This window comes from Streptomyces sp. NPDC051136, assembly GCF_044455745.1.
In the GTDB taxonomy this organism is placed as follows: Bacteria; Actinomycetota; Actinomycetes; order Streptomycetales; family Streptomycetaceae; genus Streptomyces.
Map to the genome: position 1 here is coordinate 162,717 of NZ_JBITFE010000008.1, position 25,461 is coordinate 188,177.

General features: G+C 74.6%; 24 protein-coding genes. 15 read left to right on the forward strand and 9 right to left on the reverse strand.

The genetic code is table 11. The features are described from left to right. Positions 1 to 111 precede the first annotated feature (111 nt). The 4 genes from msrB to ACIBCJ_RS23695 all read right to left on the reverse strand — a co-directional run bounded on the left by msrB (position 112) and on the right by ACIBCJ_RS23695 (position 3,495). Positions 112 to 519, reverse strand: coding sequence for a peptide-methionine (R)-S-oxide reductase MsrB (msrB, locus tag ACIBCJ_RS23680; protein WP_362092658.1), 408 nt, complete (start codon positions 517 to 519; stop codon positions 112 to 114). A 14-nt stretch (positions 520 to 533) separates the two neighbouring features. Beyond that, the gene (gene murC / locus ACIBCJ_RS23685) at positions 534 to 1,922 is read right to left on the reverse strand and encodes a UDP-N-acetylmuramate--L-alanine ligase (protein WP_362092656.1); all 1,389 of its coding nucleotides are present in this window, start codon (positions 1,920 to 1,922) and stop codon (positions 534 to 536) included. 87 nt (positions 1,923 to 2,009) lie between these two features. Beyond that, positions 2,010 to 2,483 (reverse strand): indole-3-glycerol phosphate synthase, encoded by a 474-nt coding sequence (locus ACIBCJ_RS23690; RefSeq protein WP_362092653.1) that lies wholly within the window; start codon positions 2,481 to 2,483, stop codon positions 2,010 to 2,012. 217 nt (positions 2,484 to 2,700) lie between these two features. After that, entirely contained in the window at positions 2,701 to 3,495 is a 795-nt protein-coding gene (locus tag ACIBCJ_RS23695; protein WP_362092650.1) for a pyrimidine reductase family protein, read from the reverse strand. A 618-nt stretch (positions 3,496 to 4,113) separates the two neighbouring features. Between ACIBCJ_RS23695 and zapE the strand changes: the two genes are divergently transcribed. From zapE to ACIBCJ_RS23750, 11 genes are all read left to right on the forward strand, one after another. Next, entirely contained in the window at positions 4,114 to 5,226 is a 1,113-nt protein-coding gene (zapE, locus tag ACIBCJ_RS23700; RefSeq protein ID WP_365978343.1) for a cell division protein ZapE, read from the forward strand. A gap of 248 nt (positions 5,227 to 5,474) precedes the next feature. Next, a complete protein-coding gene (locus tag ACIBCJ_RS23705) occupies positions 5,475 to 5,900 on the forward strand; it encodes a hypothetical protein (RefSeq protein WP_365978344.1) in 426 nt (141 codons plus the stop codon). A gap of 78 nt (positions 5,901 to 5,978) precedes the next feature. Continuing rightward, positions 5,979 to 6,560, forward strand: coding sequence for a carbonic anhydrase (locus ACIBCJ_RS23710; protein ID WP_362092642.1), 582 nt, complete (start codon positions 5,979 to 5,981; stop codon positions 6,558 to 6,560). An 8-nt stretch (positions 6,561 to 6,568) separates the two neighbouring features. Then, a complete protein-coding gene (locus ACIBCJ_RS23715) occupies positions 6,569 to 8,059 on the forward strand; it encodes a SulP family inorganic anion transporter (RefSeq protein ID WP_365978345.1) in 1,491 nt (496 codons plus the stop codon). 208 nt (positions 8,060 to 8,267) lie between these two features. Continuing rightward, positions 8,268 to 9,044, forward strand: coding sequence for a slipin family protein (locus tag ACIBCJ_RS23720; RefSeq protein WP_362513936.1), 777 nt, complete (start codon positions 8,268 to 8,270; stop codon positions 9,042 to 9,044). 99 nt (positions 9,045 to 9,143) lie between these two features. Continuing rightward, entirely contained in the window at positions 9,144 to 10,526 is a 1,383-nt protein-coding gene (locus ACIBCJ_RS23725) for a PhoX family protein (RefSeq protein WP_365978486.1), read from the forward strand. A gap of 66 nt (positions 10,527 to 10,592) precedes the next feature. Continuing rightward, positions 10,593 to 12,116 (forward strand): FAD-dependent oxidoreductase, encoded by a 1,524-nt coding sequence (locus ACIBCJ_RS23730; RefSeq protein WP_362513939.1) that lies wholly within the window; start codon positions 10,593 to 10,595, stop codon positions 12,114 to 12,116. 93 nt (positions 12,117 to 12,209) lie between these two features. Then, complete coding sequence (locus ACIBCJ_RS23735; RefSeq protein ID WP_365978346.1) at positions 12,210 to 13,082, forward strand: polysaccharide deacetylase family protein; 873 nt, start codon at positions 12,210 to 12,212, stop codon at positions 13,080 to 13,082. An 18-nt stretch (positions 13,083 to 13,100) separates the two neighbouring features. Further along, a complete protein-coding gene (locus ACIBCJ_RS23740; RefSeq protein WP_362513945.1) occupies positions 13,101 to 13,328 on the forward strand; it encodes a hypothetical protein in 228 nt (75 codons plus the stop codon). Between the two features lie 81 nt (positions 13,329 to 13,409). Next, positions 13,410 to 14,150, forward strand: coding sequence for an aminoacyl-tRNA hydrolase (locus ACIBCJ_RS23745; protein WP_362092625.1), 741 nt, complete (start codon positions 13,410 to 13,412; stop codon positions 14,148 to 14,150). 125 nt (positions 14,151 to 14,275) lie between these two features. Continuing rightward, complete coding sequence (locus tag ACIBCJ_RS23750; protein WP_365978347.1) at positions 14,276 to 15,598, forward strand: DUF692 domain-containing protein; 1,323 nt, start codon at positions 14,276 to 14,278, stop codon at positions 15,596 to 15,598. A gap of 34 nt (positions 15,599 to 15,632) precedes the next feature. Here the strand turns inward: ACIBCJ_RS23750 and ACIBCJ_RS23755 are convergent, their stop codons facing one another. Beyond that, positions 15,633 to 16,049 (reverse strand): hypothetical protein, encoded by a 417-nt coding sequence (locus ACIBCJ_RS23755; RefSeq protein ID WP_365978348.1) that lies wholly within the window; start codon positions 16,047 to 16,049, stop codon positions 15,633 to 15,635. 176 nt (positions 16,050 to 16,225) lie between these two features. Here ACIBCJ_RS23755 and ACIBCJ_RS23760 point away from each other — a divergent pair, with 176 nt between their 5' ends. Both ACIBCJ_RS23760 and ACIBCJ_RS23765 read left to right on the forward strand, forming a co-directional pair. Further along, the gene (locus ACIBCJ_RS23760) at positions 16,226 to 17,023 is read left to right on the forward strand and encodes a TIGR04222 domain-containing membrane protein (protein ID WP_362092617.1); all 798 of its coding nucleotides are present in this window, start codon (positions 16,226 to 16,228) and stop codon (positions 17,021 to 17,023) included. A gap of 117 nt (positions 17,024 to 17,140) precedes the next feature. Then, entirely contained in the window at positions 17,141 to 18,745 is a 1,605-nt protein-coding gene (locus ACIBCJ_RS23765; protein ID WP_365978349.1) for an alpha/beta hydrolase, read from the forward strand. Here ACIBCJ_RS23765 and hemQ read toward each other — a convergent pair. Together hemQ and hemG are read right to left on the reverse strand one after the other, a co-directional pair. After that, positions 18,742 to 19,473 carry a hydrogen peroxide-dependent heme synthase gene (gene hemQ / locus ACIBCJ_RS23770; RefSeq protein ID WP_362513959.1) on the reverse strand — a complete coding sequence of 244 codons (732 nt, stop codon included), beginning with the start codon at positions 19,471 to 19,473 and terminating at the stop codon, positions 18,742 to 18,744. The two genes, ACIBCJ_RS23765 and hemQ, sit on opposite strands and share 4 nt — an antisense overlap. 4 nt (positions 19,474 to 19,477) lie before the next feature. Next, positions 19,478 to 20,962, reverse strand: coding sequence for a protoporphyrinogen oxidase (gene hemG, locus ACIBCJ_RS23775; RefSeq protein WP_365978350.1), 1,485 nt, complete (start codon positions 20,960 to 20,962; stop codon positions 19,478 to 19,480). Positions 20,963 to 21,162: 200 nt separating this feature from the next. Here hemG and ACIBCJ_RS23780 point away from each other — a divergent pair, with 200 nt between their 5' ends. Together ACIBCJ_RS23780 and ACIBCJ_RS23785 are read left to right on the forward strand one after the other, a co-directional pair. Further along, on the forward strand, positions 21,163 to 22,209 hold the full coding sequence (locus ACIBCJ_RS23780) for a DUF4349 domain-containing protein (RefSeq protein WP_365978351.1): 1,047 nt from the start codon (positions 21,163 to 21,165) through the stop codon (positions 22,207 to 22,209). 27 nt (positions 22,210 to 22,236) lie between these two features. Next, positions 22,237 to 23,634 (forward strand): FAD-dependent oxidoreductase, encoded by a 1,398-nt coding sequence (locus ACIBCJ_RS23785; protein WP_362512355.1) that lies wholly within the window; start codon positions 22,237 to 22,239, stop codon positions 23,632 to 23,634. 82 nt (positions 23,635 to 23,716) lie between these two features. Here ACIBCJ_RS23785 and ACIBCJ_RS23790 read toward each other — a convergent pair whose 3' ends face one another. Next, positions 23,717 to 24,061 carry a hypothetical protein gene (locus ACIBCJ_RS23790; protein WP_166661694.1) on the reverse strand — a complete coding sequence of 115 codons (345 nt, stop codon included), beginning with the start codon at positions 24,059 to 24,061 and terminating at the stop codon, positions 23,717 to 23,719. A gap of 201 nt (positions 24,062 to 24,262) precedes the next feature. Beyond that, entirely contained in the window at positions 24,263 to 25,456 is a 1,194-nt protein-coding gene (locus ACIBCJ_RS23795) for an MFS transporter (protein WP_365978352.1), read from the reverse strand. Positions 25,457 to 25,461: the final 5 nt, after the last annotated feature.

Sequence of the window (25,461 nt, forward strand, 5' to 3'; positions counted from 1 at the left end):
ACCCCTCAGGGCTCCGGCAGGACTCCGGAGCGCCGGGTGGGGGGGGGGGGGGGGGGGGGGGGGGCGGGCGGCCCCCCCCCCCCCCCCCCCCCCCCCCCCCCCCCCGGTGACTCAGCCCTCGGCGGGCGTGAGCCGCAGCGAGATGCTGTTGATGCAGTACCGCTGGTCGGTCGGGGTCGGGTAGCCCTCGCCCTCGAAGACGTGCCCGAGGTGCGACCCGCACCGGGCGCAGCGCACCTCCGTGCGCACCATCCCGTGGGAACGGTCCTCGATCAGCTCGACCGCGTCGGTGTCCTTCGGGTCGTAGAAGGACGGCCAGCCGCAGTGCGAGGCGAACTTGGTCGTGGAGGTGAACAGGTCCGCACCGCAGGCACGGCAGGAGTAGACGCCCTCGGTCTTGGTGTCGGTGTACTCACCGGTGAAGGCCGGCTCGGTGGCGGCCTCGCGCAGCACGGCGTACTCGGCCGGGGCCAGCTCCGCCCGCCACTGCTCGTCCGGCTTCTCGACGTCGTACGACATGAGTCCTCAGCCCCTTACTTCGACAGCTCGTCCAGGATGCGCGGTCCGAGGTCGGTGACGTCGCCCGCGCCCATGGTGAGAACGAGATCACCGGCCTTCGCCATTCCCGCGACCAGCGCGGGCGCCGCGTCCTTGTCGTGGACCGGGGTGACGTCCGCGCCCGCGGCCCGGGCGGCCTCGATGATCAGCTCGCTGGTGACACCCGGGATCGGGTCCTCGCGGGCCGGGTAGATGTCGAGGACGACGGAGGCGTCCGCGAGGGCGAGGGCCTGGCCCATCTCCTTGCCCAGTTCCTGGGTGCGGGAGAAGAGGTGCGGCTGGAAGAGGACCAGGATGCGGGCGTCGCCGACGGCGGCGCGCATGGCCTCCAGGTCGGCCGTCATCTCGGTGGGGTGGTGCGCGTAGGAGTCGACGACCTGGACTCCGGCCGCCTCGCCCTTGAGCTGGAGCCGCCGCTTGACGCCGGTGTACGCGGCGAGCGCGGGGGCCAGCTCGGCGGCGGGGACGCCGAGGGCGGCGCCCGCGGCGAGGGCGGCCACCGCGTTGTGCGCGTAGTGGCGGCCGGGGACGGAGACGGCGAAGGTCAGCTCGGCCCCGTCCATGACGACGGTGACCTCGCTCTTCAGGCCCTGCGGGACGACGGACAGGACGCGCACGTCGGCGTCCTCGGACTCCCCGTACGTCACCGTGCGCACCTTGCCGGCCAGCCGCCGGGTCAGCTCCCGGGCGCCCTCGTGGTCGGCCGCGATCACCAGGGTGCCGCCGGGCACGATCCGGTCGGCGAAGGTCTCGAAGGACTCGTAGATCTCGTCCATCGACGCGTAGTTGGCGTGGTGGTCGAGCTCGACGTTGAGGACGATGGCGACCTCGGGGGCGTACTTGTGGAAGCTGCGGTCGCTCTCGTCCGCCTCGGCGACGAAGATCTCCCCGGTGCCGTGCAGGGCGTTGGAGCCGGGCGCGTCCAGGTCGCCGCCGATCGCGTACGAGGGGTCGAGACCCAGCTCGGACAGGGAGACCGCCAGCATCGAGGTGGTGGTGGTCTTGCCGTGGGTGCCGGCCACGGCGATCGGGCGCAGGCCGTTCATCAGGGCGGCCAGGGCGTCGGAGCGGTGCACGACCGGGATGCCCAGCTCGGCGGCGCGGGCCAGCTCCGGGTTGTCCTCGCGGATGGCCGAGGAGACGACCACGCAGCTCGCGTCGTCGGCGAGGTGCCCGGCGGCGTGCCCGACGTGCACGGTGGCGCCCAGCGCGCGCAGCGCCCCGGCGGTCGCGGACTCCTTGGCGTCACTGCCCGCCACCCGGGCGCCGCGCTGGGCGAGGATCTTGGCGATGCCCGACATCCCGGCGCCGCCGATGCCGATGAAGTGCGGTCGGTCCATGGCGGTAGGAAGGCCGGGTGCCATGCGCTGTTCTCCCCAGAGGTGCGACGGGTGGTGCGTGAGGTGGTCTGGCTGACGGGCGCGCCCCCTGAGCGGGGGCGCGGGACCAGCCTATGCCTTGCTGTGGGAGAAGAGTTTCAGGACCGGCACACCGACCTTGTGGCGGGCCCGGGAGGCCCAGTCGCGGTGGAAGAATTCCTCCACGTAGTGCGGGTCGGTCAGGACGATCACCTCGTCGGCCCCGGTCTCCATGGCCAGGTCCTTCAACTCGTCCAGCGGGTGGTCCTCGATCAGGCGCCCCTCGGCCCGGGCGCCGGACGCGCGCAGGGCGGTGAGGGACACCTCCAGGGCCCGCTCCCCCACGCTCTGGGCCTCCTGCCCCTCGGGGGTCTCGCCCTCCCGTACGGCGTCGTCGAGCTCGCCGAGCGCGACGTCGTCGATGGCCCGCAGCAGGCGGTCCGCCTGATCGCCGCGCGGCTGGAGCAGCACGTGGAAGGCGACCTGCTCGTCCCCGTGCAAGGTGGTGACGAACTCCACGTCGGCGGACGTCAGGGCCTTCTCGATCATCAAAACGCTTGTGAACACCAGGCGCCCCTTCTCCTTCGAGGGTCTGTGGGCCCACCCTCCGTAGGCCGTGCCGGACCCTGCGGAAACCATCCTGCCCCGTCATCGCACGGGTACTGCCGGATTCAGTGTGCCCGGCGCGGACTAAACGGAACGGAACGTTCCGCCGATTACCCGAAGGCCGGCACCGACCGGACCCGTGTCCGGTCGCCGCCGCCCCCGCCTGCCCGGGATCGCCCTAGTCACGCCGGTAACGGCTGAAGAGGAAACCTTCCTCCTCCAGCAGGGACGCCAGCGTGAACCGCCGCGGGACCCCCACCGCGGGACCGCCCGCGATCCGCTGCGCGTCGCCCGCGGTCAGCATTGGGGAGACGGTCAGGCACAGCTCGTCGAGCACGCCGGCCGCGACGAACTGCCCCAGCAGCCGCGGGCCGCCCTCGGTCAGCAGCCGGGTGTGTCCCAGCCCGGCGAGCGCGGTGAGGGCCCGGGCCGGGTCCACACCGACGCCGTCCCCCGCGATCACCACCCTGGCCCCGGCCTTCTCGGCGGCCGCGATCCGGTCGGGGGCCGCGGCGGCTCCGGTCAGGATCAGGGTGGGGACGACGGGGGAGGTGAACAGCGGCAGCGAGAAGTCCAGCTCCAGACCGGCCGTGACCACCGCGATCACCGGTACGGGTGGCTGGCCGGCCGCCCGCCGCGCCTCGGCGAAGTCCGGCCGGACGCGTGCGGGGCGGTACCCCTCCTGCCGTACGGTCTCGGCGCCCGCGATCACCACGTCCGCCAGCGCGCGCAGGGTGCCGAAGACCCGCATGTCGGCCGCGCTGGAGATGGGCTGGGAACGTCCGTCGTGCTGGGCGGCGCCGTCCAGGGTGGAGACCATGTTGGCCCGCAGCCACGTCTCGCGCCGCCCGTCCGGCTCCGGGTAGGCGTAGGCGGCGGCCAGCTCGGCCAGGCTCCACTCCCGGTCGGTCCGGTCGGGGTCCGGTCCGGCCGTCGGATCGGTCACGGGGGGCACGGGGAACAGGCGTCGCATGCGGTGCAGTGTTCCACGCGTCCCGCCTCCCAACCCCGCAGGCCAGACACCGTACGGCGGCGCCCGCGGCCGGGAGGCGCCCAGGATCACGCCGGACCGCCCCGGACACCCCACCGGCACCCGCCCCCGCGCACCCGGCGCCCCACCGCGCAGGCGAGCACCGTACGGCCTCTCCCGCACCCGCGCAGCCGGGGCCACCGCCACGCAGGCCGGGCCTAACGGCGCGGCCCGCGCCATAGGGCGCCAGGGCCCCCGGGAAACGTCCGACCGGGCCGGACACCCCACCGGCACCCGGCGCCCCACCGCGCAGGCCGAGCACCGTACGGCCTCGCCCGCCCCCGCCCAGCCGGGGCCTTCGCCGCGCAGGCGGGCCTTACGGCGAGGCCCGCGTGCCCGGGCGCCGGGGCTCCGGGAACACGCCCGACGGTCCGCCCCGCGCACACGGCGCCCCGTCCCGCACGCCGGACGTCCTACGGTGCCCCCGCGCCCAGGGGCACCCGGAACGCGCCGGGCACCCCACCGGGCCCCGCACCCCCGCACCCGGCGCCCGCACCGGTCGCCGCACCGCCCGGCCCCGCGCGGCGGCCGGGTCCCGTGCAGGCTTTACCATTGAGCACCGTGTCGTCCTCCTCCCCCGCCTCCGGCCCCGCCCCGATATCCGGGACCGCTCCGGGCCCGCTCTCCCTGTGCGGCCGTGAGCCCCACGTCCCCGCGGACCGTCTGGTCGCCGAGATGGTGCCCCCGCCGCGTTTCGACTCGGTCCGCTTCGGCACGTACATCCCGGATCCGAACCAGCCCAGCCAGAGCGAGGCCGTACGGGTCCTGGAGGGCTTCGCGAGCGGACTCGGCGAGGCTCCCGGCGCGAGTGGCGGCAGGCGCGGCTTCTTCGGGCTGGGCCGCGGCAAGGCCCCGAAGGCCCCGGCCGGTCCCCGCGGGGTGTACCTCGACGGCGGCTACGGCGTCGGCAAGACCCACCTGCTCGCCTCCCTGTGGCACGCCACCCCCGCCGAGCCCTCCCGCAAGGCGTTCGGCACCTTCGTGGAGCTGACCAACCTCGTCGGCGCCCTCGGCTTCCAGCAGACCGTGCAGACCCTCTCCGGGCACCGCCTCCTGTGCATCGACGAGTTCGAGCTCGACGACCCGGGCGACACCGTCCTCGTCTCCAGCCTGCTCGCCCGGCTCGTGGAGGCGGGCGTGGCGCTCGCCGCCACCTCCAACACGCTCCCCGGCAAGCTCGGCGAGGGCCGCTTCGCGGCGGCCGACTTCCTGCGCGAGATCCAGGGCCTGTCCGCCCACTTCCGGGCCCTGCGCATCGACGGCGAGGACTACCGCCACCGCGGGCTGCCCGAGGCCCCGGCGCCGCACTCCGACGAGCAGGTGACCCGTGCCGCGCAGGCCACCGAGGGGGCGTCCCTGGACGACTTCCCCGCCCTCCTCGACCACCTCGCCCGCGTCCACCCGAGCCGCTACGGCGCCCTGACCGACGGCCTCGCCGCCGTGTGCCTCACCGGGGTGCGCCCGGTGCCGGACCAGTCGACGGCGCTGCGGCTCGTGGTGCTCGCGGACCGGCTCTACGACCGTGAGGTGCCCGTCCTGGCCTCCGGGCTGCCCTTCGACCGGCTCTTCAGCGAGGAGATGCTGAAGGGCGGGTACCGCAAGAAGTACTTCCGGGCGATCTCCCGCCTCACCGCGCTGGCCCGGGACGCGGCGCGCCTCGTCGACGCCCCCTGAGCCACGCGGCGCGCCTCGTCGACGCCCCCTGAGCCGGCCCACCTCACGCGTCGGCGCACCCGGGGACGGTCTGTTCACGCCATCCCACCCGCTTTTTTCAGGCGCTCTTCAGCCCGTAACGCTACGTTAACCCTGCAAAGCCCTTTGCAGGGTTAACGTGTTTCTTGACCGCTCGTTGACCTTCCATTGACCCGGTATTGGTCCGGTCCTGGCGATGCACCGACCGTGCACCGGCAGACAGTTGAGGCGTGAACTGCCTGGAGGGGGGCCACATGTTCCTGCGCGCCACGGCACGGACGGTCCTCCCGTTCCTCGTCGCCGTCCTGATGGCCCTTCAGTTCTTCGCCCCCTCGGCGTCCTTCGCATTCGCGCACACGAGCCGTGACGCCTTGGCCAACGCCCAGCCCGGAGTCACCCCCTCCGGCCCCGCGGCGCACGAAGAGCGAGCCGGGTGCCACGATCCCGGCCGGTCCGTCCACCCCCACGGGCCCGCACGCGTGCGCGACCGGCACCGGACCACCGCCGTTCCCCAGCCCGAGCCGCCCGAGCGCCCGATGACGGACCGGCACGCCCCGGCCGCCGGCACGTCCCTGGCGCTCGGCGAGGCCGCCCGCCGGGGTTCCAGACCCGCGACGGACCGCTCCCCCGCGGCACTTCAGGTCTTCCGCTGCTGAGGGACGCCCGGCACATCCCCCACCTCTGTCCCACCCGTCCGACGCGCACCCCACCGCGCGCCAGGAGGAATCCGCATCATGCAGCCCCTCATCGACAACGCCCGTACGTTCGGACAGCGCCCTGAGGAGTTCGCCGGGCACGCCGAAGGCCAGTCGCCCGAAGTCCTGTTCATCACCTGCTCCGACTCCCGGGTCGTACCGGCCCTGATCACCGGCGCCCGGCCCGGGCAGCTCTTCGAGCTGCGCACCGCGGGCAGCATCGTCCCGCCCCACGACGCCGAGCGTCCCTCCGGCGAGGCAGCCACCATCGAGTACGCCGTCCAAGTACTCGGCGTCGCCGACATCGTGGTCTGCGGCCACTCGCACTGCGGCGCAGTCGGCGCCCTGGTGCGCGGCGACGACCTGACCGCCGTGCCCGCCGTGCGCGACTGGCTGGCGCTCGCGGCCGGCGAGCCGGGTCCCTGCGATCCCGCCGACCCGACGGTCGCCGGGGCCGTGCAGCAGCACGTACGGACGCAGTTGCTGCGCCTGAGCGCCTACCCGTCCGTCGCCCGGCGGCTGGCGGACGGCCGGCTGCGGATGCACGGCTGGTACTACGAGGTCCACACCGGTCTCGTGCGGCACCACCGTGCGGACACCGACGCGTTCGAGATCCTGTGAGCGCCGGCATGTCCCTCATAGCCGAGCAGAACCGGAGGTTCCCGCACTGGCGGCAGGACCTCACCGCCTCCCTCGTCGTGTTCCTGGTCGCGCTCCCGCTGTGCGTGGGCGTGGCCGTCGCCTCCGGCGTCCCGGCCGAACTGGGCCTGGTCACCGGCATCGTGGGCGGCCTGGTCACCGGGCTGCTGCCGGGCAGCAGCCTCCAGGTCTCCGGCCCGGCCGCCGGGCTGACCGTGCTGGTCTTCGGCGCGGTCGACCAGTACGGACTGCCGGCGCTCGGCGTGATCGTGCTCGCCGCCGGGCTCGTCCAGCTGGTGATGGGCGCCCTGAAGCTGGGGCGCTGGTTCCGGGCGATCTCCCTGTCGGTCGTCGAGGGCATGCTGGCCGGCATCGGCCTGGTGCTGATCGCCGGACAGCTCTACGCGGCCGCCGGTCTCCAGGCGCCCGCCTCCGGCATCGACAAGCTCACCGGCCTGCCGGGCGCCGCCGCCGACGCGTTCGGCAGCACGCAGGCGCTCACCTCGCTCGCCCTCGGCGCGGGCACCGTCGCCGTGATGGTGCTGTGGAAGCGGCTGCCGAAGCGGGCGCGGGCACTTCCCGGCGCGCTGGCCGCGGTGGTGCTGGCCACGGCGGCCACGGCGGCACTGGGCCTGTCGGTCGCCACGGTCGAGGTCAACGGGCTGCTGGACTCCGTGCAGCCGCCCGGGGCCGGTGCCTTCGGCGAGCTGGCGGACGTGGGCTTCCTCGGCACGATCGTCGCCTTCACCCTGATCGCCTCGGCCGAGAGCCTGTTCAGCGCCGCGGCGGTGGACCGGCTGCACGACGGGCCGCGTACCGAGTACGACAAGGAGCTGATGGCGCAGGGTGCGGGCAACACCGTGTGCGGTGTGCTCGGCGCCCTGCCGATGACCGCGGTCATCGTGCGCAGCTCCGCGAACGTCGGCGCCGGTGCCAGGACCAAGGCGTCCCGGGTGCTGCACGGAGTGTGGCTGCTGCTGTTCGCCGCGCTGCTGCCCTCGGCGCTGGCCCTGATCCCGCTGCCCGCGCTGGCCGGGATCCTGGTCCACGCGGGCTGGAAGCTGATCCCGTTCCGCGGGCTCGTGGCGCTGTGGCGCGGGCACCGGGGCGAGGCGCTGATCCTGGTGGTCACGGCCGTCTCGATCGTCGCGGTCAACATGTTCGAGGGCGTGCTGATCGGGCTGGCGCTGTCCGTGGTGAAGACCGCCTGGGAGGCCTCGCACCTCCGGATGGAGATCGTCGACAAGGGCGCGGGGCCCGTCCAGGCCCACCTGACCGGCAACGCGACCTTCCTGCGCCTCCCGAAGATGCTGGAGAGCCTGGAGGCACTGCCGCAGGACCGCCCGGTCGAGCTGGACCTGTCCGGCCTGCACCACCTGGACCACGCCTGCCGCACGGCCCTGGAGAACTGGGCCGAGCGGCACAGCGCCGCGGGCACGGAACCGGTGAAGGTCACCGCACCGGAGAAGGCGGTGGCGTAGCCGGCGGCGGCGTCCCGGTCCGTGGCAGCCTGCCCCGGGCCGGGGCGCCGCCGGCCAGGGCCGGGGCGCCGCCCTCGCGCGGAGCGGTCGCCGGCCGACCGGTCACCGACCGAAGCGGTCGGACCGGGCATGGCTTTCCACCGGGACTCGGGCCTATCGTGACAGAAAGGGTGGAATAGGGTCCTCCTAGCGAGGAGGTCGACTCGCCATGGTCCAGGAGCTTCTCACCGCGGCCGCCGCCGTCGGCAGCGCGGGCGTCCTGTACGTCGCCGCGGCCGCGCGGGTCATCAGGCAGTACGAACGCGGGGTCGTCTTCCGCCTCGGACGGCTCGCCGGGGAGGCGCGCGGTCCCGGGTTCACGATGATCGTGCCGTTCGTGGACCGGCTGCACAAGGTCAACCTGCAGATCGTCACGCTGCCCGTGCCGGCCCAGGAGGGCATCACACGCGACAACGTCACGGTGCGGGTGGACGCCGTCGTGTACTTCAAGGTCGTCGACGCCGCCCACGCGCTGGTCCGCGTGGAGGACTACCGGTTCGCCGTCTCGCAGATGGCGCAGACCTCGCTCCGGTCGATCATCGGCAAGAGCGACCTGGACGACCTGCTGTCCGACCGGGAGAAGCTGAACCAGGGGCTGGAGCTGATGATCGACAGCCCGGCGGTCGGCTGGGGCGTGCAGATCGACCGGGTCGAGATCAAGGACGTCTCCCTGCCGGACACCATGAAGCGGTCGATGGCCCGGCAGGCCGAGGCCGACCGGGAGCGGCGGGCCCGGGTCATCAACGCCGATGCCGAACTCCAGGCGTCGAAGGTGCTCGCGGAGGCGGCCCGGGAGATGTCCGAGACGCCCGCGGCCCTGCAACTGCGGTTGCTCCAGACGGTCGTGGCGGTGTCCGCCGAGAAGAACTCCACCCTCGTCCTGCCCTTCCCGGTGGAGCTGCTGCGGTTCCTGGAAAGGGCACAGGAGCACCCGGCCGAGCGGTGACACGAGCTACACGCGTGGTTCCCGGGGCTCCTGGCAGGTGATAGACACGGCGGGGTCACAGTCCTGTCCGCCAGCAGGAAGGTTTCCCCCATGTCCCCCATGCCCACGTCCGGCAAGTCTGCGACCCGACGCCAGGTGCTCGCCCGTACCGGAGCCCTGGGTGCGGGCATCGCCTTCACCGGCGCCCTCTCCGAACTCTTCGCCGGGACCGCCGCCGCCCAGTCCATGGGCCACACCGGCTACGGCCCCCTCGTCCCCGACCCCGACGGTCTGCTCGACCTGCCCGAGGGGTTCCGCTACCGGGTGCTGTCCCGCGAGGGCGACCGGCTGCGCTCAGGGGAGGGCCCGGTGCCGTCCAACCACGACGGCATGTCGGCCTTCCCGGGCCGGCACGGCCACACCCGCCTCGTCCGCAACCACGAGAACCGCCCCGACGGCCGCGTCCCGGTCCCGACCGTCAAGGGCCTGACGTACGACCCGGAGGGCAAGGGCGGCTGTACGGCGCTGGAGCTGGACTCCCGCAACCACGTCCTGTCCGAGCGGGTCGCGATCGCCGGTACGGCGGTCAACTGCGCGGGCGGGCACACGCCCTGGAACACGTGGCTGACCTGCGAGGAGACCGAGGACCGGGCCGGCACCAACGGCTACACCAAGGACCACGGCTTCATCTTCGAGGTCGACCCGGCCGACCCGCACCGCACCGGCGCGGTGCCGCTGACCGCGATGGGCCGCTTCCAGCACGAGGCGATCGCCGTGGACCCGCGGCGCGGTGTCGTCTACGAGACGGAGGACGCGTTCGAGCGGCCCTTCGGCCTCTTCTACCGGTTCCTGCCCGAGAAGCCGCTGGGCGGCAGGGGCTCGTTGCGGGCGGGCGGCAGGCTCCAGGCGATGCGCGTGCCCGGCGTGCCCGACCTGTCCTCGATCCAGGAGACCGGCGCCACCTTCGACCGCGTCGAGTGGGTGGACGTGCCCGACCCGCTGGCCGACGGGACGCCGATCCGCTTCCAGGACTTCGGCCGGGGCGGCATCACCCACGCGCAGAAGCTGGAGGGCTGCTACTGGGGCGGGCGGAGCGTGTACTTCGTGTCGTCCTTCGCCCACAGCGACGAGGGCTCGGCCGCCGACCACTACGGCCAGATCTGGCGCTACGACCCCGAGCGGCGCCGGCTCACCCTGGTGATCGTCTTCGGTCCGGACACCGACGTGCAGCTGCCCGGCGAGTCCCCGGACAACATCTGCCTGGCCCCCAGCGGCGGGCTCATGGTCTGCGAGGACGGCAACGGCGCCCAGCACGTCTTCGGCCTCACCCGGCGCGGCGAGGTGTACGCGATGGCCCGCGGCGCGCAGAACATCGGGACGGAGGAGGAGCCCGAGTGGGGCGAGTTCGCCGGGGTCACCTTCTCCCCCGACGGCGACACGATGTACGTCAACTGCTACACGCCCGGCACCACCTTCGCGGTCACCGGCCCCTGGCGCAGGTAGCGGCGGGGCACCGGCGGGGCGCACCGTCCGGCCACTGAATCCGCGACCCCGGGGTACTCGGGCCGCATGACTCAGAACGTGCAGGTCAACGGCTCGTACTGGCTTCAGACGGCAGCGGGCGGTGCGCCCCGCCCCGCGCTCGCGGAGGATCTCGACGTCGATGTCGTCGTGATCGGGGCGGGCGTCGCGGGGCTCAGCACGGCCTGGGAGCTGGTGCGGGCCGGGCGGAGCGTGGTGGTCCTGGAAGCCGGGCGGGTCGCGGCGGGCGTCACCGGGTACACCAGCGCCAAGCTCACCGCGCAGCACACCCTGGTCTACGACAAGCTGCGCCGCACCCGCGGCCCCGAGGGCGCCCGGCTGTACGCCCGCTCGCAGTCGGAGGCGATCGAGCGCGCCGCGGGGATCGTCGCCGAGCTGGGCATCGACTGCGACTGGGAGACGCGCGACGCCTACACGTACGTCCGCGACCCGGGCCGCGTCGCCGAGGTGCGGGCCGAGGCGGCCGCCGCGAAGGAGGCGGGGCTGCCGGCGTCGTTCGTGACGGAGACCGGGCTGCCGTTCCCGGTGGCGGGCGCCGTGAAGGTGACCGGACAGGCCCAGTTCCACCCCGTCAAGTACCTGCTGGCCCTCGCCGCCGACCTGGAGGCGCACGGCGGGCTGATCTTCGAGGACACCACCGTCCAGGGTCTGGACGAGGGTGAGCCGTGCCGGGTGAGGACCGAGGCGGGAGCGACGGTCACCGCCCGGGACGTGGTGGTCGCCACCCACTACCCGATCTTCGACCGGGCGCTGCTCTTCGCCCGTCTCTCCCCGCGCCGCGAGCTGGTCGTCGCCGGGACCGTCGAGGCCGGCCGGGACGTCGACGGCATGTACATCACGCCGGAGGAGAACACCCGCTCGGTGCGCACGGCACCCCTGGACGACGCGGGGCGCCGCCTGCTGATCGTCACCGGGGAGCACTTCACCCCGGGCACGGGCGACACCCGCGAGCGCTTCGAGCGTCTGGCCGCCTGGGCGGACGAGCACTTCCCGGGCACCGAGCGCACCCATGCCTGGGCCACGCAGGACATCGACCCCACCGACACCGTGCCGATGGCCGGCCTCCTGCACCCCGGCGCGCACCACACCTACGTCGCCACCGGCTTCGGCGGCTGGGGACTGAGCGGCGGCATGATGGCGGGCCGGCTGCTGACCGCGCAGATCACCGGCGAGGAGTGCGCGTGGAGCGGGCTGTACGACCCGCGCAGGCTGCGCACGGCGGTGCGCGAGGCGCCGGCGCTGCTCAAGACGCAGGCCGAGGTGGCACGGCACTTCGTCGGCGACCGGCTGCGGCCCGCACCGCCGGTGGACTCGCTGCCGCCGGGCGAGGGCGCGGTGGTCCGGGCGGGCGGCGACCGGCTCGCCGTCTACCGGGACGACGAGGGGGCCCTGCACGCCGTCTCGGCGCGCTGCACCCACCTGGGCTGCCTCGTCGACTTCAACGCGGCCGAGCGCGCCTGGGAGTGCCCCTGCCACGGCTCCCGCTTCGACACGGACGGCAAGGTGCTGGAGGGTCCGGCGACGAAACCGCTGGAGCAGCGGGACATCTGACGGCTCCGCCCTCTCGTCCGGTCGGGTGAGCGGGTCGGCACGTCGAGCACACATAGTCATACAAGCCGAACATCCCACTCCTACGTTCGTACGGTGATCACTCTCCTACGACGTGCCACCGCGCTCTGTGTCCTGGGCGCCGCCCTCGCCGCCTGCGGCACCACCGGCTCCGGGACGGCCCCCCGCCCGGCCCCCTCGGCCCCGGCACCGTCCGCCTCCCCGTCCCGGGCGCCCACTCTGGCCCCCGGCCCCGCGGGCCTGACCCCCGTCTTCGAACACGGCCCGCGCACGGACGGCGGGAGGGACCGCGGGCGGGGCGGCAAGCTGGTCGCCCTCACCTTCGACGCCGACATGACCGCGGACCAGGGGCCCCGGGCCGCGGCGGGTGAACACTTCGACAACCCGCCGTTGATCGCGACGCTGCGGAGGCTCAAGGTGCCGGCCACGGTGTTCATGACCGGCCGGTGGGCCGAGGAGTACCCGGACGAGGCCCGCGCCATCGGCCGGGATCCGCGGTTCGAGATCGCCAACCACTCCTACAGCCACTACGCCTACACCGACGACTGCTACGGCCTGCCGACGGTGCCGGAGGACCGGATGCGGTCGGACCTGGAGCGGGCGTACACCGCGTTCGCGAAGGCCGGGGTGGCGAACCCGATGCCGTACTTCCGCTTCCCCGGCGGCTGCTACGACCGGGCGGCCCTCAAGGAGCTGGCGGCCACCGGGGTCACCGCCGTGCAGTGGGACGTGGTGAGCGGGGACGCCTTCGCCACGGACGCCGACGCGGTGACCCGGCAGGTGCTCGACGGGGTGCGGCCGGGTTCGGTGGTCGTCATGCACTGCACGCGCAGCGCCGCCCCGGTGACCGAGCGGGTGGTCCGGGCGGTGGTGCCCGAGCTGCGCCGCCAGGGCTATCGCTTCGTGAAGGTCTCGGACCTGGTCGGCGCCGCGAACGGCCGCCGCTGACGGGCCTACGCTGGAGACATGAGCAGCGACCACGACCACGGCCCGGACGGCTCCGGCTCCGGCTGCGAACCCGGCGGCTACTCCCTGATCGACGCGGCGGCCCGGCCGCCGAAGGCCGACGGCCCGCCGTACGCGGACTGCGTGCTGTGCCGCGAGCCGACGGAGTACCCGGAGTCGTACAAGGGCATTACGCTCTGCCCGGTCTGCGAGTGGCAGGAGGCGCAGCGCACGGCCTGTTCGGGCTGATTCCGGGCCGACCGGCGCGCGCCGGGCCCGCGTCGTGCGGGGCCGTGCTCCCGCGTGCGGCCGGGTTGGCAGACTGGGGGCGTGAGCAACGACCCGACGGCACCCGTCCCCGCCTCCGTCCCCGACAGTCCCTTCCGTCCCGAGCCCGGTGAGCGCGACCTGGCGCCGCAGTTCGTGCTGCCGCTCGTCGTGCGCATCGAGCGGGCGGCCCCGCCGGCCCGTACCGACGCGCTGGAGACCGCGGCCCGGGCGGTGCTGGTGATGCTCGGCGACGAGCGGTCCACCGGCGACGGGGAGTGGGCGCGGGCGATGCGGGACTGGCAGGACGCCCGCATCCGCAAGGTCGTGCGGCGGGCCCGCGGCGCGGAGTGGCGGCGGGCGGAGGCGCTGCCCGGCGTCACGGTCACCGGCAAGGCGGCCGAGGTGCGGGTCTTCCCGCCGGTCCCGCTGGACGGCTGGCCCAAGGACCTGGCCCGTCTCCAGGTCTCCGGCACCGACCTCGACGACCCGGAGCCGCCCGCCGGGGCCGACCCCACCGCGCCGGTGCTCTGGATGAACCCCGACCTGGACATGTCGGCGGGCAAGGCGATGGCCCAGGCCGGTCACGGCGCGCAGCTCGCCTGGTGGGAGCTGTCCGACGGCGAGCGGACGGCGTGGCGCGACGCGGGCTTCCCGCTGTCGGTGCGCACCGCGGACCCGTCCCGCTGGAGGGGCCTCACCACCGCCGGCCTGCCGGTGGTGCGCGACGCCGGGTTCACGGAGATCGCGCCGGGCTCGTGCACGGTGGTGGCGGACCATCCGGCGCTGCGGGACGGCCGGTAGGTCCGGGCGGCCGGTGCCGCCCGAACCTCAGATGTTGCTCTGAACATGCCCCGCCCGGGGTTCGGCCCGGGGCGGCCGGGCGATACCCCCGGCAAGTTCTCAGGAGGGGGGCGACCATGGAGCCCATGGCACGGTTGGGCACCGGCATCGGATGGCGGCCGGAGATCGCGGACGTCGTGGAGCGGATGCCCGGCATCGACTGGGTCGAGGCCGTGTCCGAGAACCTGTGTCCCGGGCACCTGCCCGACTCGCTGCTGCGGCTGCGCGAGCGCGGGGTGACCGTCGTGCCGCACGGCGTGTCGCTCGGTCTCGGCGGCGGGGACCGGCCGGACGCGGGACGGTTGGCGGCGCTGGCCGAGCGGGCCGAGGTCCTGGGGTCGCCGCTGGTGACCGAGCACATCGCGTTCGTGCGGGCGGGCGGGGCGCTCACCGCCTCCCCGCAGCTGGAAGCGGGACACCTGCTGCCCGTGCCGCGCACCCGCGACGCCCTCGACGTGCTGTGCGAGAACGTGCGCATCGCGCAGGACGCGCTGCCCGTCCCGCTCGCCGTGGAGAACATCGCCGCGCTGATCTCGTGGCCGGACGAGGAGCTGACGGAGGGGCAGTTCCTGTACGAGCTGGCCGACCGGACCGGCGTACGGCTGCTGATCGACGTGGCGAACCTGCACACCAACCACGTCAACCGGGGTGAGGACCCGGCCGAGGCGCTGGGCGAACTCCCCCTGGAGGCCATCGCCTACGTCCATGTCGCGGGCGGCTTCGAGCGGGACGGCGTCTGGCACGACAGCCACGCACACCCCGTCGCGCAGCCGGTCCTCGACATCCTCACCGACCTGGCCTCCCGCGTCGCACCGCCCGGCGTCCTGCTGGAGCGGGACGAGAACTTCCCCGAAGGCGACGAGCTGCGGAGCGAGGTGGCCGCGATCGGCGCCGCCGTCGCGAAGGGAAGGGCGACGCAGGCGGCGCCCACCGGGGTGACGGTGACGCCGCGCGCCTCAGGCGTCGGTACGGACGCCGGCCCGGGCGTCGACGACGCCGTACGGCAGCGGCTCGGGCTCGCTCAGGCCGCGCTGCTGTCCGCGCTGGTCGCCGGGACGCCGGTGCCCGAGGGGTTCGACCGGGTGCGGCTGGGCGTGCAGGCGAGGGCGCTCGCCGGAAAGCGGGCCGACGTGGTCGGGAAGGTCGCGCCCGAGCTGCCGGTGATCCTGGGCGCGGGGTACCGTCCGGCCTTCCTCGGTTACGCGCAGGGGTGCCCGATGACCGGCGGCTACCGGCGGGACGCCCTCGACTTCGCCGCGCACGTGCTGCGGACGGCGGAGGACCAGGACCCGGCCGTACGGCGGGCGTTGCGGGAGTGGTGGCTGGAGCGGTCGGGGCCGGCGCCCCGGTCGGCCCGCCCCGGGGTCCGGCTGGCCCGTGCGACCAGGCGCGTTCTGCTGCGCCGCTGAACCGGGGACGGGCCGGACGCGCCGGCGGCGTCCGCTACTCGCGGCCGAGGGTCTGGAAGTGCCCGCGGTCGGGATCGCCCACGCTGCGCCGCATCTGCGGATGCTCCTTCGAGCCGCCGAATCTCCACGGGTTGCCTTCGCAGACGTCGACGCTCAACAGCTCCGCCGCCCCGTCGTCGGGATACACGCTCCACTCGCCGGTGCCGCTGCATTCCGACACCTTGTCACCGTCGTCGTCGTACTCGGCGAGGCCGGTGGCGACCACGGTGCCGTCGTCCTCGAAGCGCAGGGTCCCGGCGTCGCCTCCGGTCCAGGTGCCCACGACGTCGGTCCGAGCCAGTGTCTGCTGCTGGCACATGCACCCCGTGGTCAGCATCAACACCGCGACCGCACCCACCGGGACCACCCCACGCCACCCCGCCGCGGCGGCTCGCCCTCGTTCCTCACGCACGACTCCCCCTTGCCCACGTCACACCTGCTCGGCCGGTGCGGCGGAGCGGCAGGCGCTCACGGTGCCACGAAATTTGAACGGGTTCAACTTTGTTCGGTGCGCGTCGGCCGCCCCCTCGCGAGATTCGGATGAAAACGCTATGGCGCCGGCGAATGCCTTTGGCATAGAAGTACGGCATGTTCTGGGTTCTTTTCCTCCTGGCGGCCTGGGCCGTCGCCGGCCTCGCGTGCCTGCGGCTGTGCCTGGCCGCCGTGCGCGCGGCGGCCGTCGAGCCGCGCGCCGCCGCCGGTGAGCACGCGCTGACGCTGTACGAGGCGGCGTTCCTGTCCGGGGGCCCGCGGCGGGTGGCCGACCTGACGCTCGTCTCGATGGCGCGCCAGCGCCGGCTGCTGCTCGCGCACACCGGCTGGGCGACCGTCGTGGACCCGTGCGGCCGGGACGAGATGGAGCGGTCGGTCATCGGGGCGATAGGACCCGGGGGGCAGTCGCGGATAGCGCCGGTACGGGCGGCCGCGGCCGCCGCCGACGCCGTCCGGGGCCTGGCCGACCGGCTGGTGGGCGCGGGCCTCGCCGTACCGGACGGCGGGGCGGACGGTGTCGCGGCCGGGGTGCGGCGGGTGCGGGTCGCCTCGCTGACCGTGTGCGCGCTCGGTCTGGTCTCCCTGGCGATGCCGCTGCCCGCCACGGAGCCGCGTCTGCTCATCGCCCTGTGGTTCGCCCTGCCGCTCGCCCTGACCCTGGGGTGCCTCGCCATCACGCGCATGGAGATCCACCCGTACGCGCGCTGGGCCTCCCCCGCCGGACAGCGGCTGATCGGCGCCCTCGTGCGGCAGGCCGACGGCTCGGGCGACGACCGGTCCTTCCTCACCTCGGTCGCCGTGCGGGGGGTCCACGCGATCGGCGAACCGGACCTGCGGGCGGCCTTCGCGCACCGCGAGAAGTACACCGGGGAGCACGAGGAGCGCCGGGTCTGACGCGCCGGGGGCGTACGGGCGCACGCGGCGGCGACACCCGCGGGCGGTGCTTGCCCCTGCCGTCCGGTGAACCAACCATCCCTTGTGTCACTCCCCGTGCCACCGAAGGGATACGCGATGCGAGCTGCCGCCCTCTACTCGGCCGCCGGGTCCTTGCTGCTCACCGCCCTCACCACCGCCCCGGCCCCGGCGGCGCCCGCGGCGGGCCCCGGTTCCGCCGAGGCGCACGGCACCGCCGTGGCCGCCCGGCGCGCGGCGGCGGCCGGGATCGACTTCGGCAGCTGCCCGAAGGCGGAGGAACTGCCGGGCGCCATGCGCTGCGGCACGGTCGCGGTGCCCCTCGACTACGCCCGCCCCGACGGCAAGCGCATCGAGCTGACCGTCAGCCGGGTGCGGGCCACCCACAAGGACCCCGCCGACGCCGGGCGCGAGGTCCGGGGTCAGGGCGCACTCCTCTACAACCCGGGCGGCCCCGGCGCCTCCGGGCTGTACTTCCCCCTGGTCGGCATGGTCCCCGAGTGGAAGCGCCTCGCCGCCGCCTACGACCTCGTCGGGTACGCCCCGCGCGGGGTCGCGCCGTCCGCGCCGCTGTCCTGCCAGGACCCCGGAGACTTCTTCAAGGGCCCCCGGCCGGCCCCGACGCGGCCCTCGGACGCGTACAAGAAGCGGCGCGCCGCCGAGGCCGAGGCGTACGCGCGGGGCTGCGCGGAGCGCGGCGGGGACGCGCTGCGGCACTACCACTCGCTCAACAACGCCCGGGACCTGGAGGTCGTCCGCGCGGCACTGGGCGAGCGGCGGCTCACCTTCATGGGCGGGTCGTACGGCACCTACCTCGGCGCGCTGTACGCGGAGCTGTTCCCCTCGCACGTACGGCGGATGGTGTTCGACGCGGTGGTGAACCCGGACCCCGGGCAGGTCTGGTACCGCAACAACCTCGACCAGTCGGAGGCGTTCGAGGACCGCTGGGACGACTTCAAGGAGTGGATCGCCGAGCACGACGCCGTGTACGGGCTCGGGGACACGCCGAGGAAGGTGCAGGACAGCTACGAGGAGGCGAGCGCGCGGCTGGCGGTGCGTCCGGCGGGCGGCACGGTCGGGCCCGCGCAGCTTCAGGGGGCGTTCCTGAAGGCCGGGTACTACGACGACTACTGGCCGCACCGCGCCGAGGCGCTGTCGGCGTACCTGAAGGGGGATCCGCAGCCGCTGGTCGACCAGGCGGGGACGAGGACCGCGGCGGGCGCGGTGGGGGCGGAGAACGCCAACGCCGTGTACACCGCCGTCGAGTGCAACGACGCGCCCTGGCCGACCGACTTCGAGGTCTGGGACCGGGACAACACCCGGCTGGCCCGCCGGGCACCGTTCGAGACCTGGGACAACGTGTGGACGAACCTGCCGTGCGCCTACTGGCAAGCGCCCCGGCAGCGGCCCCTCGACGTGCGCACCGCGCCGGGCGAGCTGCCGCCGACGCTGGTCCTGGCCGCCGAACGGGACGCGGCGACCCCGTACGAGGGCGCGCTGGAGCTGCGGCGGCGGCTGGCGGGCTCGGTGCTGGTGACCGAGCGGGACGCGGGCACGCACGGCATCGCGGGCGGGCCGAACGCCTGCGTCAACGGCCACCTGGAGGCGTACCTGCTGGAGGGACGCCTCCCGGCGCGGGACGCGTCGTGCGCCCCGCGCCCGGAACCGGAGCCGAGGAAGGCCGCGGCACCGGAGTCCGACTAGGCCAGTCCGGCGACCAGCTCTGCGATGTCCTTGCGGCGCCCGGTGTAGAACGGGATCTCCTCGCGGACGTGGCGGCGGGCCTCGGAGCCGCGCAGGTGGCGCATGAGGTCGACGATGCGGTGCAGTTCGTCGGCCTCGAAGGCGAGGATCCACTCGTAGTCGCCCAGCGAGAAGGAGGCGACCGTGTTGGCGCGCACGTCCGGGAAACCGCGCGCCATCTTGCCGTGGTCGGCGAGCATGCGGCGGCGGTCCTCGTCGGGCAGCAGGTACCAGTCGTAGGAGCGCACGAACGGGTAGACGCTGATGTAGTCGCGCGGCGTCTCGTCGGCCAGGAAGGCGGGGATGTGCGCCCGGTTGAACTCGGCGGGGCGGTGCAGCGCCATGTTCGACCAGACCGGCTCCAGCGCCCGGCCGAGCTTGGTGCGGCGGAAGAGGTTGTACGCCTCCTGGAGCTGGTCGGCGGTCTCCGCGTGCCACCAGATCATCAGGTCGGCGTCGGCGCGCAGACCGGAGAGGTCGTAGGTGCCGCGGATCGTCACGTCCTTCGCGGCGAGCTGGTCGAACAGCTCCTGGACCTCGTCGGCGTACCCGGCGCGGTCCTCGGGGAGCGTGTCCTTGAGCTTGAAGACGGACCAGAGGGTGTAGCGGATGACCTCGTTGAGGTCCTTGGCCAGCTTGCCCTTGTTCGGGATGCGCTCGGCCGCGGGGGTGGAGGCGTCGTCACTCATGGCCCTATTCTCCCGCTCCGCCGTGCAGGCTCTGCACCGGGTGGGCCGTGAGCTGCTCCACACCGCGCAGGTCGCCCCGGATCTGGTCGGCGGCCGCGTACGCGCTCGCGATGCTCGCCGGGATGCCGACGCCGTCGTACGCCGCGCCGCACACCGCGAGGCCGGGCAGCTTCGCGACGTGCGCGCGGACGCGGGTCACGCGCGCGTGGTGGCCGACGGGGTACTGCGGCAGGCCGTCCTGCCAGCGGGTGACGCGGGTGGCGACCGGCGCGGCGGTCAGGCCGGTGGCCTCGGCCAGGTCGTGCCGGGAGACGGCGACCAGGCCCTCGTCGTCGCGGCCGAGGATCTCCGTGTCCCCGTACCGGCCCACCGAGGCGCGCAGGACGACCAGCTCCGGGTCCTCCTCGGCGATCCAGCCCCACTTGCGGGAGGCGAAGGTGGACGCCTTGACGGTGCGCCCGTCGACCGGCGGCACGAGGAAGCCGCTGCCCTCGGGGAGCGCGGCGGCCTCCGAGCGGCGGTAGGCGAGGGTGATCAGGGCCATCGAGGCGTACTCGACCGCGGACAGCTCGGCCGCGGCCGCGGGCGCCTCGGCGCGCAGCAGCTCGGCGGCGGGGCGGGCGGGGACCGCGACGACGACCGCGTCGGCGTGCAGCACCCGGTCCCCGGCGACGATCCGCCAGCCGTCGGCGGCGGTGCGGCGCAGCTCCGTGACGGGCGCGTCGGTGACGATCTCGCCGCCGCGCGCCCGGACCGACTCGGCGACGGCGGGCGGGAGGGTGCCGATGCCGCCCGCGATGCCCATGAACACCGGGCCGCTCGGCGGTGAGGTGGCCGTACGGCCCTGGAGGGCGCGCACCGCCTCGGTCAGGGAGGTGTGGGCGCGGGCGGCCTCGAAGAGCTGCGGCACGGCCGAGCGCAGGGAGATGCGGTAGGCGTCGCCCGCGTACACGCCGCCCAGCAGCGGCTCCACGAGGCGGTCGACGACCTCGCGGCCGAGGCGCGCGGCGACGTACTCCCCCACGGCCACGTCGTCGCCGACCTCGGTGCGGGGCAGTTCGGCGTCGCGCTCGATGCGGGCGAGGCCCTCCGCGGAGAGCACGCCGGACAGGGCGGCGGCGGTGCCGGGGACGCCCATCACGTGGCCCTTGGGCATGGGGCGCAGGGCGCCGCGGGTCCACAGGGAGGCCGTCGCGGTGGACGGCGGCTGGAGGCGGTCGGCGAGTCCCGCGGCGCGGGCCAGGCCGACGGCCTCGGGGCGGCGGGCCAGCATCGACTCGGCGCCGAGGTCGACGCGGACGCCGGCGATCTCGCCGGGCAGCAGCTTGCCGCCGACGCGGCCGGACGCCTCCAGGACGGTCACCCGGGCGCCGCCCTCCAGGAGGCGGTGGGCGGCGGCCAGTCCGGCGATGCCGGCTCCGACGACGACGACGTGTCCGGGTCCCGCGTCCTGGGGAAGCCCACCCGCTGGGGTCTCACTTGCGCACATGTCCCCAGCGTCTCAGACGGCACCGGCGCCGCCCCGGTGCCGGGGGTGGACCCGGCGTCCGGGGCCGCGAGTCCCGGGCCCGCACCCGCACTCCGGCCCGCGAGTCCGGACCGTGATCTCTTCGGAACCGTTCCGCGCCGTCGTGCGCACCCCTTAGCGCGTCGTAGAGACATCAGTCGACGCGACAAGCGGGGGGACCCATGACGCAGGCACGACGAACGGCCGCACGATCCGCGGCCCGGCCGGCCACCGCACGGCGAGCGGCGAACCGCGGGCCCGCTCCCCGCGCCCGCGCGCTGGCCGGGCTCCTGCTGGTCGCGGCGCTCGCCCTCACCGGTTGCAGCGCGTCGGACTCCGACTCCGCCTCCGACGCGGGCGGCGGCGACAAGGCGGCCGCGCCGCAGGAGGGCTCGCGGGCGGAGGGCTCGCAGGCGGACGGCCGGACCGGCGCCGCCGGTGAGGGCGGAAAGGGCGAGGACTCGGGGGCGAGCGCGCCGCCGAAGCTCGCCCCGGCCCACATCATCCGCACCGTCTCGCTGAGCGTCCAGGTCGAGGACACGCCCAAGGCGCTCGACGCGGCCCGCACCGCGACCGAGAACGCCGGCGGCTACGTCGGCGACGAGACCACCACCCGCGACACGGAGGGTCACGAGCGGACCCAGGTGACGCTCCGCGTGCCGGTGGAGCGGTACGAGGACGTGCTGGACGACCTGGAGGGCGCCGGGAAGCTCGTGCAGCGCAACGCGACCGCCGAGGACGTCACCGACCAGGTGGTGGACGTGGACAGCCGGGTGAGGTCGCAGCGCGCCAGCGTGGCCCGGGTCCGCGAGCTGATGGACCGGGCGACGAAGCTGAGCGACGTGGTGACCCTGGAGGGCGAGCTGAGCACCCGTCAGGCGGAGCTGGAGGCGTTGCTGGCCCGGCAGGCTGCCCTGAAGGACCGCACCAGCCTGGCCACCATCACCCTGTCCCTGTCGGAGACGCCGGTGAGGCCCGCCGAGAAGAAGGACGAGGACGAGGACCCGGGGTTCGTCGACGCGCTGGCGGGCGGCTGGGACGCCTTCGTGACGATGCTGCGCTGGGTGGCGGTGGTGTTCGGCGCGGTGCTGCCGTTCGCCGCGGTGGCGGCGCTGCTGGCGCTGCTGTGGCTGCGGGTCCTGCGCCCCCGGCTGGGCCGCGCGGCGACGGCTCCGGCGTCGCCGCGCGGGGAGGCGGCGCGCGGCGGGGAGGCAGGCGGAGAGGACTGAAATGCCCCGCCCGCGTAGCGTGTTCGCATGAGCATGAGCGCTGCGGGTGGTACGAGGGAACGACTGGTCGTCGTCGGCGGCGACGCCGCGGGGATGTCCGCGGCGTCGCAGGCGCGCCGGCTGAGGGGGCCGGACGAGCTGGAGATCGTGGCCTTCGAGCGCGGTCACTTCAGCTCCTTCTCGGCGTGCGGCATCCCGTACTGGGTCGGTGGCGACGTGGACGAGCGGGACCGGCTCGTCGCCCGCACGCCCGAGGAGCACCGCGCCCGCGACATCGACCTGAGGATGCGCACCGAGGTCACGGAGATCGACGTGGCCGGCGGCCGGGTACGCGCGCGTGACGTCGATTCCGGGGCGGAGTCCTGGACGTCGTACGACAAGCTCGTGATCGGGACCGGGGCGCGGCCGATCCGGCCGGAGCTGCCGGGTGTCGACGCGCCCGGCGTGCACGGGGTGCAGACGCTGGACGACGGGCAGGCGCTGCTCGACACGCTGGCGGGCTCACCGGGCCGTCGCGCGGTGGTCGTCGGCGCCGGGTACATCGGCGTGGAGATGGCCGAGGCACTGATCAAACGCGGCTACGAGGTGACGGTCGTCAACCGCGGCCGGGAGCCGATGTCGACGCTCGACCCGGACATGGGCCGCATGGTGCACGGGGCGATGGAGGGCCTCGGCATCACCATGGTGAACGGCGCGGAGGTCACCGAGGTGCTGACCGGTGACGACGGCCGGGTCCGGGCGGTGGCCACGCGGGACGCGGAGTTCCCGGCGGACGTGGTGGTGCTCGGCATCGGTGTACGGCCCGAGACGCGGCTCGCCGAGGCCGCGGGGCTGCCGCTCGGCGCCCACGGCGGGCTGCTGACCGACCTGGCGATGCGGGTACGCGGCCACGAGAACATCTGGGCGGGCGGCGACTGCGTGGAGGTGCTCGACCTGGTCTCCGGACAGCACCGGCACATTCCGCTGGGCACGCACGCCAACAAGCACGGGCAGGTCATCGGCACCAACGCGGGCGGCGGTTACGCGACCTTCCCGGGCGTGGTCGGCACGGCGGTCAGCAAGGTGTGCGACCTGGAGATCGCGCGGACCGGTCTGCGGGAGAAGGACGCGCTGCGCGCCGGGCTGCGGTTCGTGACGGCGACCATCGAGTCCACAAGCCGCGCGGGCTACTACCCGAACTCCTCCCCCATGACGGTGAAGATGCTGGCCGAGCGGCGCACCGGGCGACTGCTCGGGGTGCAGATCGTGGGCCGTGAGGGCGCGGGCAAGCGGGTCGACATCGCCGCGGTGGCCCTCACGGCCGGGATGACGGTCGAGCAGATGACCGCCCTGGACCTCGGCTACGCGCCGCCCTTCTCGCCGGTGTGGGATCCGGTGCTGGTGGCCGCCCGCAAGGCGACCCGGGCGGTCGAGCGGCAGGGCTGAGCGGTACGCCGCCGAGCGGGACGTCGGGGCCCACGGCACCGCGCGGAGACGCCGGAGCCCACGGCACGGGGGGCGCCGGGGGCTACGCCGTCCCGTTGATGCGGTCGATGGCCTGCCGTGCCTGCTCGGCCGGGGGCCGGGACGGCAGGGAGGACACCGAGCCCGGGGCGGTCATCGGCCCCGGGGCGGCCACCGCGGGCGGCTGCTCACCGGCGGGCCTCGCGTGTGTCGCGGGCCGGGTGGAGCGCAGCCGGTGGCTGACCGCCTCGTCCAGGGTGACCGGCCGCTGCGTCTGCGCGGCCAGCCGCCCGGCCTCCTGACCGAGCCGGGCGACGTCCTCCCAGGGCAGCCGCAGCACGAGGGCGACCTCGGCCTCCCCGTCGGGCAGCGCGTGCATCGCCGGAGCCGGTGTGACCCGTTCGTTCATCGCCTGTTCCTCACGTCGTCCCCGCGCTCCGCCTTCCCCGGGCCGCGGGCGGTTGAGAGGGCATACGTACGTGCGGGCGGGGGCGTTCAACGGTCCGCCGCCGCTCCGGTCGGCGGCGGACCGTCCGACCGGAGCCCGCGGAACGCGGAGCGCGGCTCGATGCCGGGCCGGGCTCGCCGAAGGTGGCGCGGTGCGGTGCGGTCAGGCGGGGGTCGCCTCGCCCTGCGTCACAGGGGCCGGGGCGGTCCAGCGGATGCGGGTGCTGCACAGAGCGACGGCCCCCGCCGACGCGGCCACCGCTCCCATGCCCCACGCCAGGTTGCTCGCCCCGGCGATGAAGCCGATGAGCGGCGGCCCGGCCAGCAGCCCCGTGGTGCCCATGGCCGCGACCAGCGTCAGCGCGTCCGAACCCTGCCGGGCGGCGGCGGCGTAGACGCAGGGGGTCACGGCGGCGATGCCCAGGCCCATGCAGGCGAAGCCGGCCAGCGCCGGCGCGACGCCGCCGCTGACCAGGGCGACGGCGAGACCGGTACCGGCCACGGCACTGCCCAGCAGGACGACCCGCCCGTCGCCCCAGCGGCTGCGCCAGCCGTCGGCGAAGAGGCGGGCGACGACCATCATCCCGGACACCACGGCGATGCCGAGCGGGGCGAGTTCGGCCGCCGCCTCGGCGACGTCCTTCAGGTAGAGGGCGGACCAGTCGTTCATGGCACCCTCGGCGACCGTGCCGAACACCATGGCGCAGCACATCCACAGGGTCGGCCGGGAGGGGACGGTCCAGCGGCGGGCCGGCTTCGGGTCAGCGGGAGCGGGTGCGGCGGCCGGGGCGTCGTCGTCGAGCAGTCCGGTGCGGGCCGTCGCGCCGAGCGCGGCGAGCAGGACGACGGCGACGCCGAAGTGCGCCGCGACCGATCCGGTGGCGGCGGTCATGCCGGAGGCGAGCAGGGCCGCGAGCAGGGAGCCGGCGCTGAAGACGGCGTGCAGCCGCGCCATCGTGTTGCGCGCGTGCCGCGCCTCCAGTGCCGCGCCCTGCGCGTTCATCGCCACGTTCAGGCAGCCCACGAGGACGCCGTCGACGCACATCACCAGCAGGGCCACCGGGTAGTTCGGGGCCGCCGCGAGGGCGAGCAGCAGCAGCGCCAGGCCCAGTTGGGACAGGAGTGCCAGCCGGCGCGAACCCATCCGGCGCATCAGCCAGGCCACCGCCGGGAAGGACACCGCCGCGCCGACCCCCGCGGCCATCAGGAGCACCCCCACCTCGGCCGCGCTCAGGTCCAGGTCGGCCTTGACGGCCGGGATCCGCGCGGCCCAGGTGGCGTACTGGAAGCCGAGGGACAGGAACAGCGCGGCGATCGCCACCTGGCCGCGCAGGAAGGGGTCGTGGAGACGGGACACGCGCA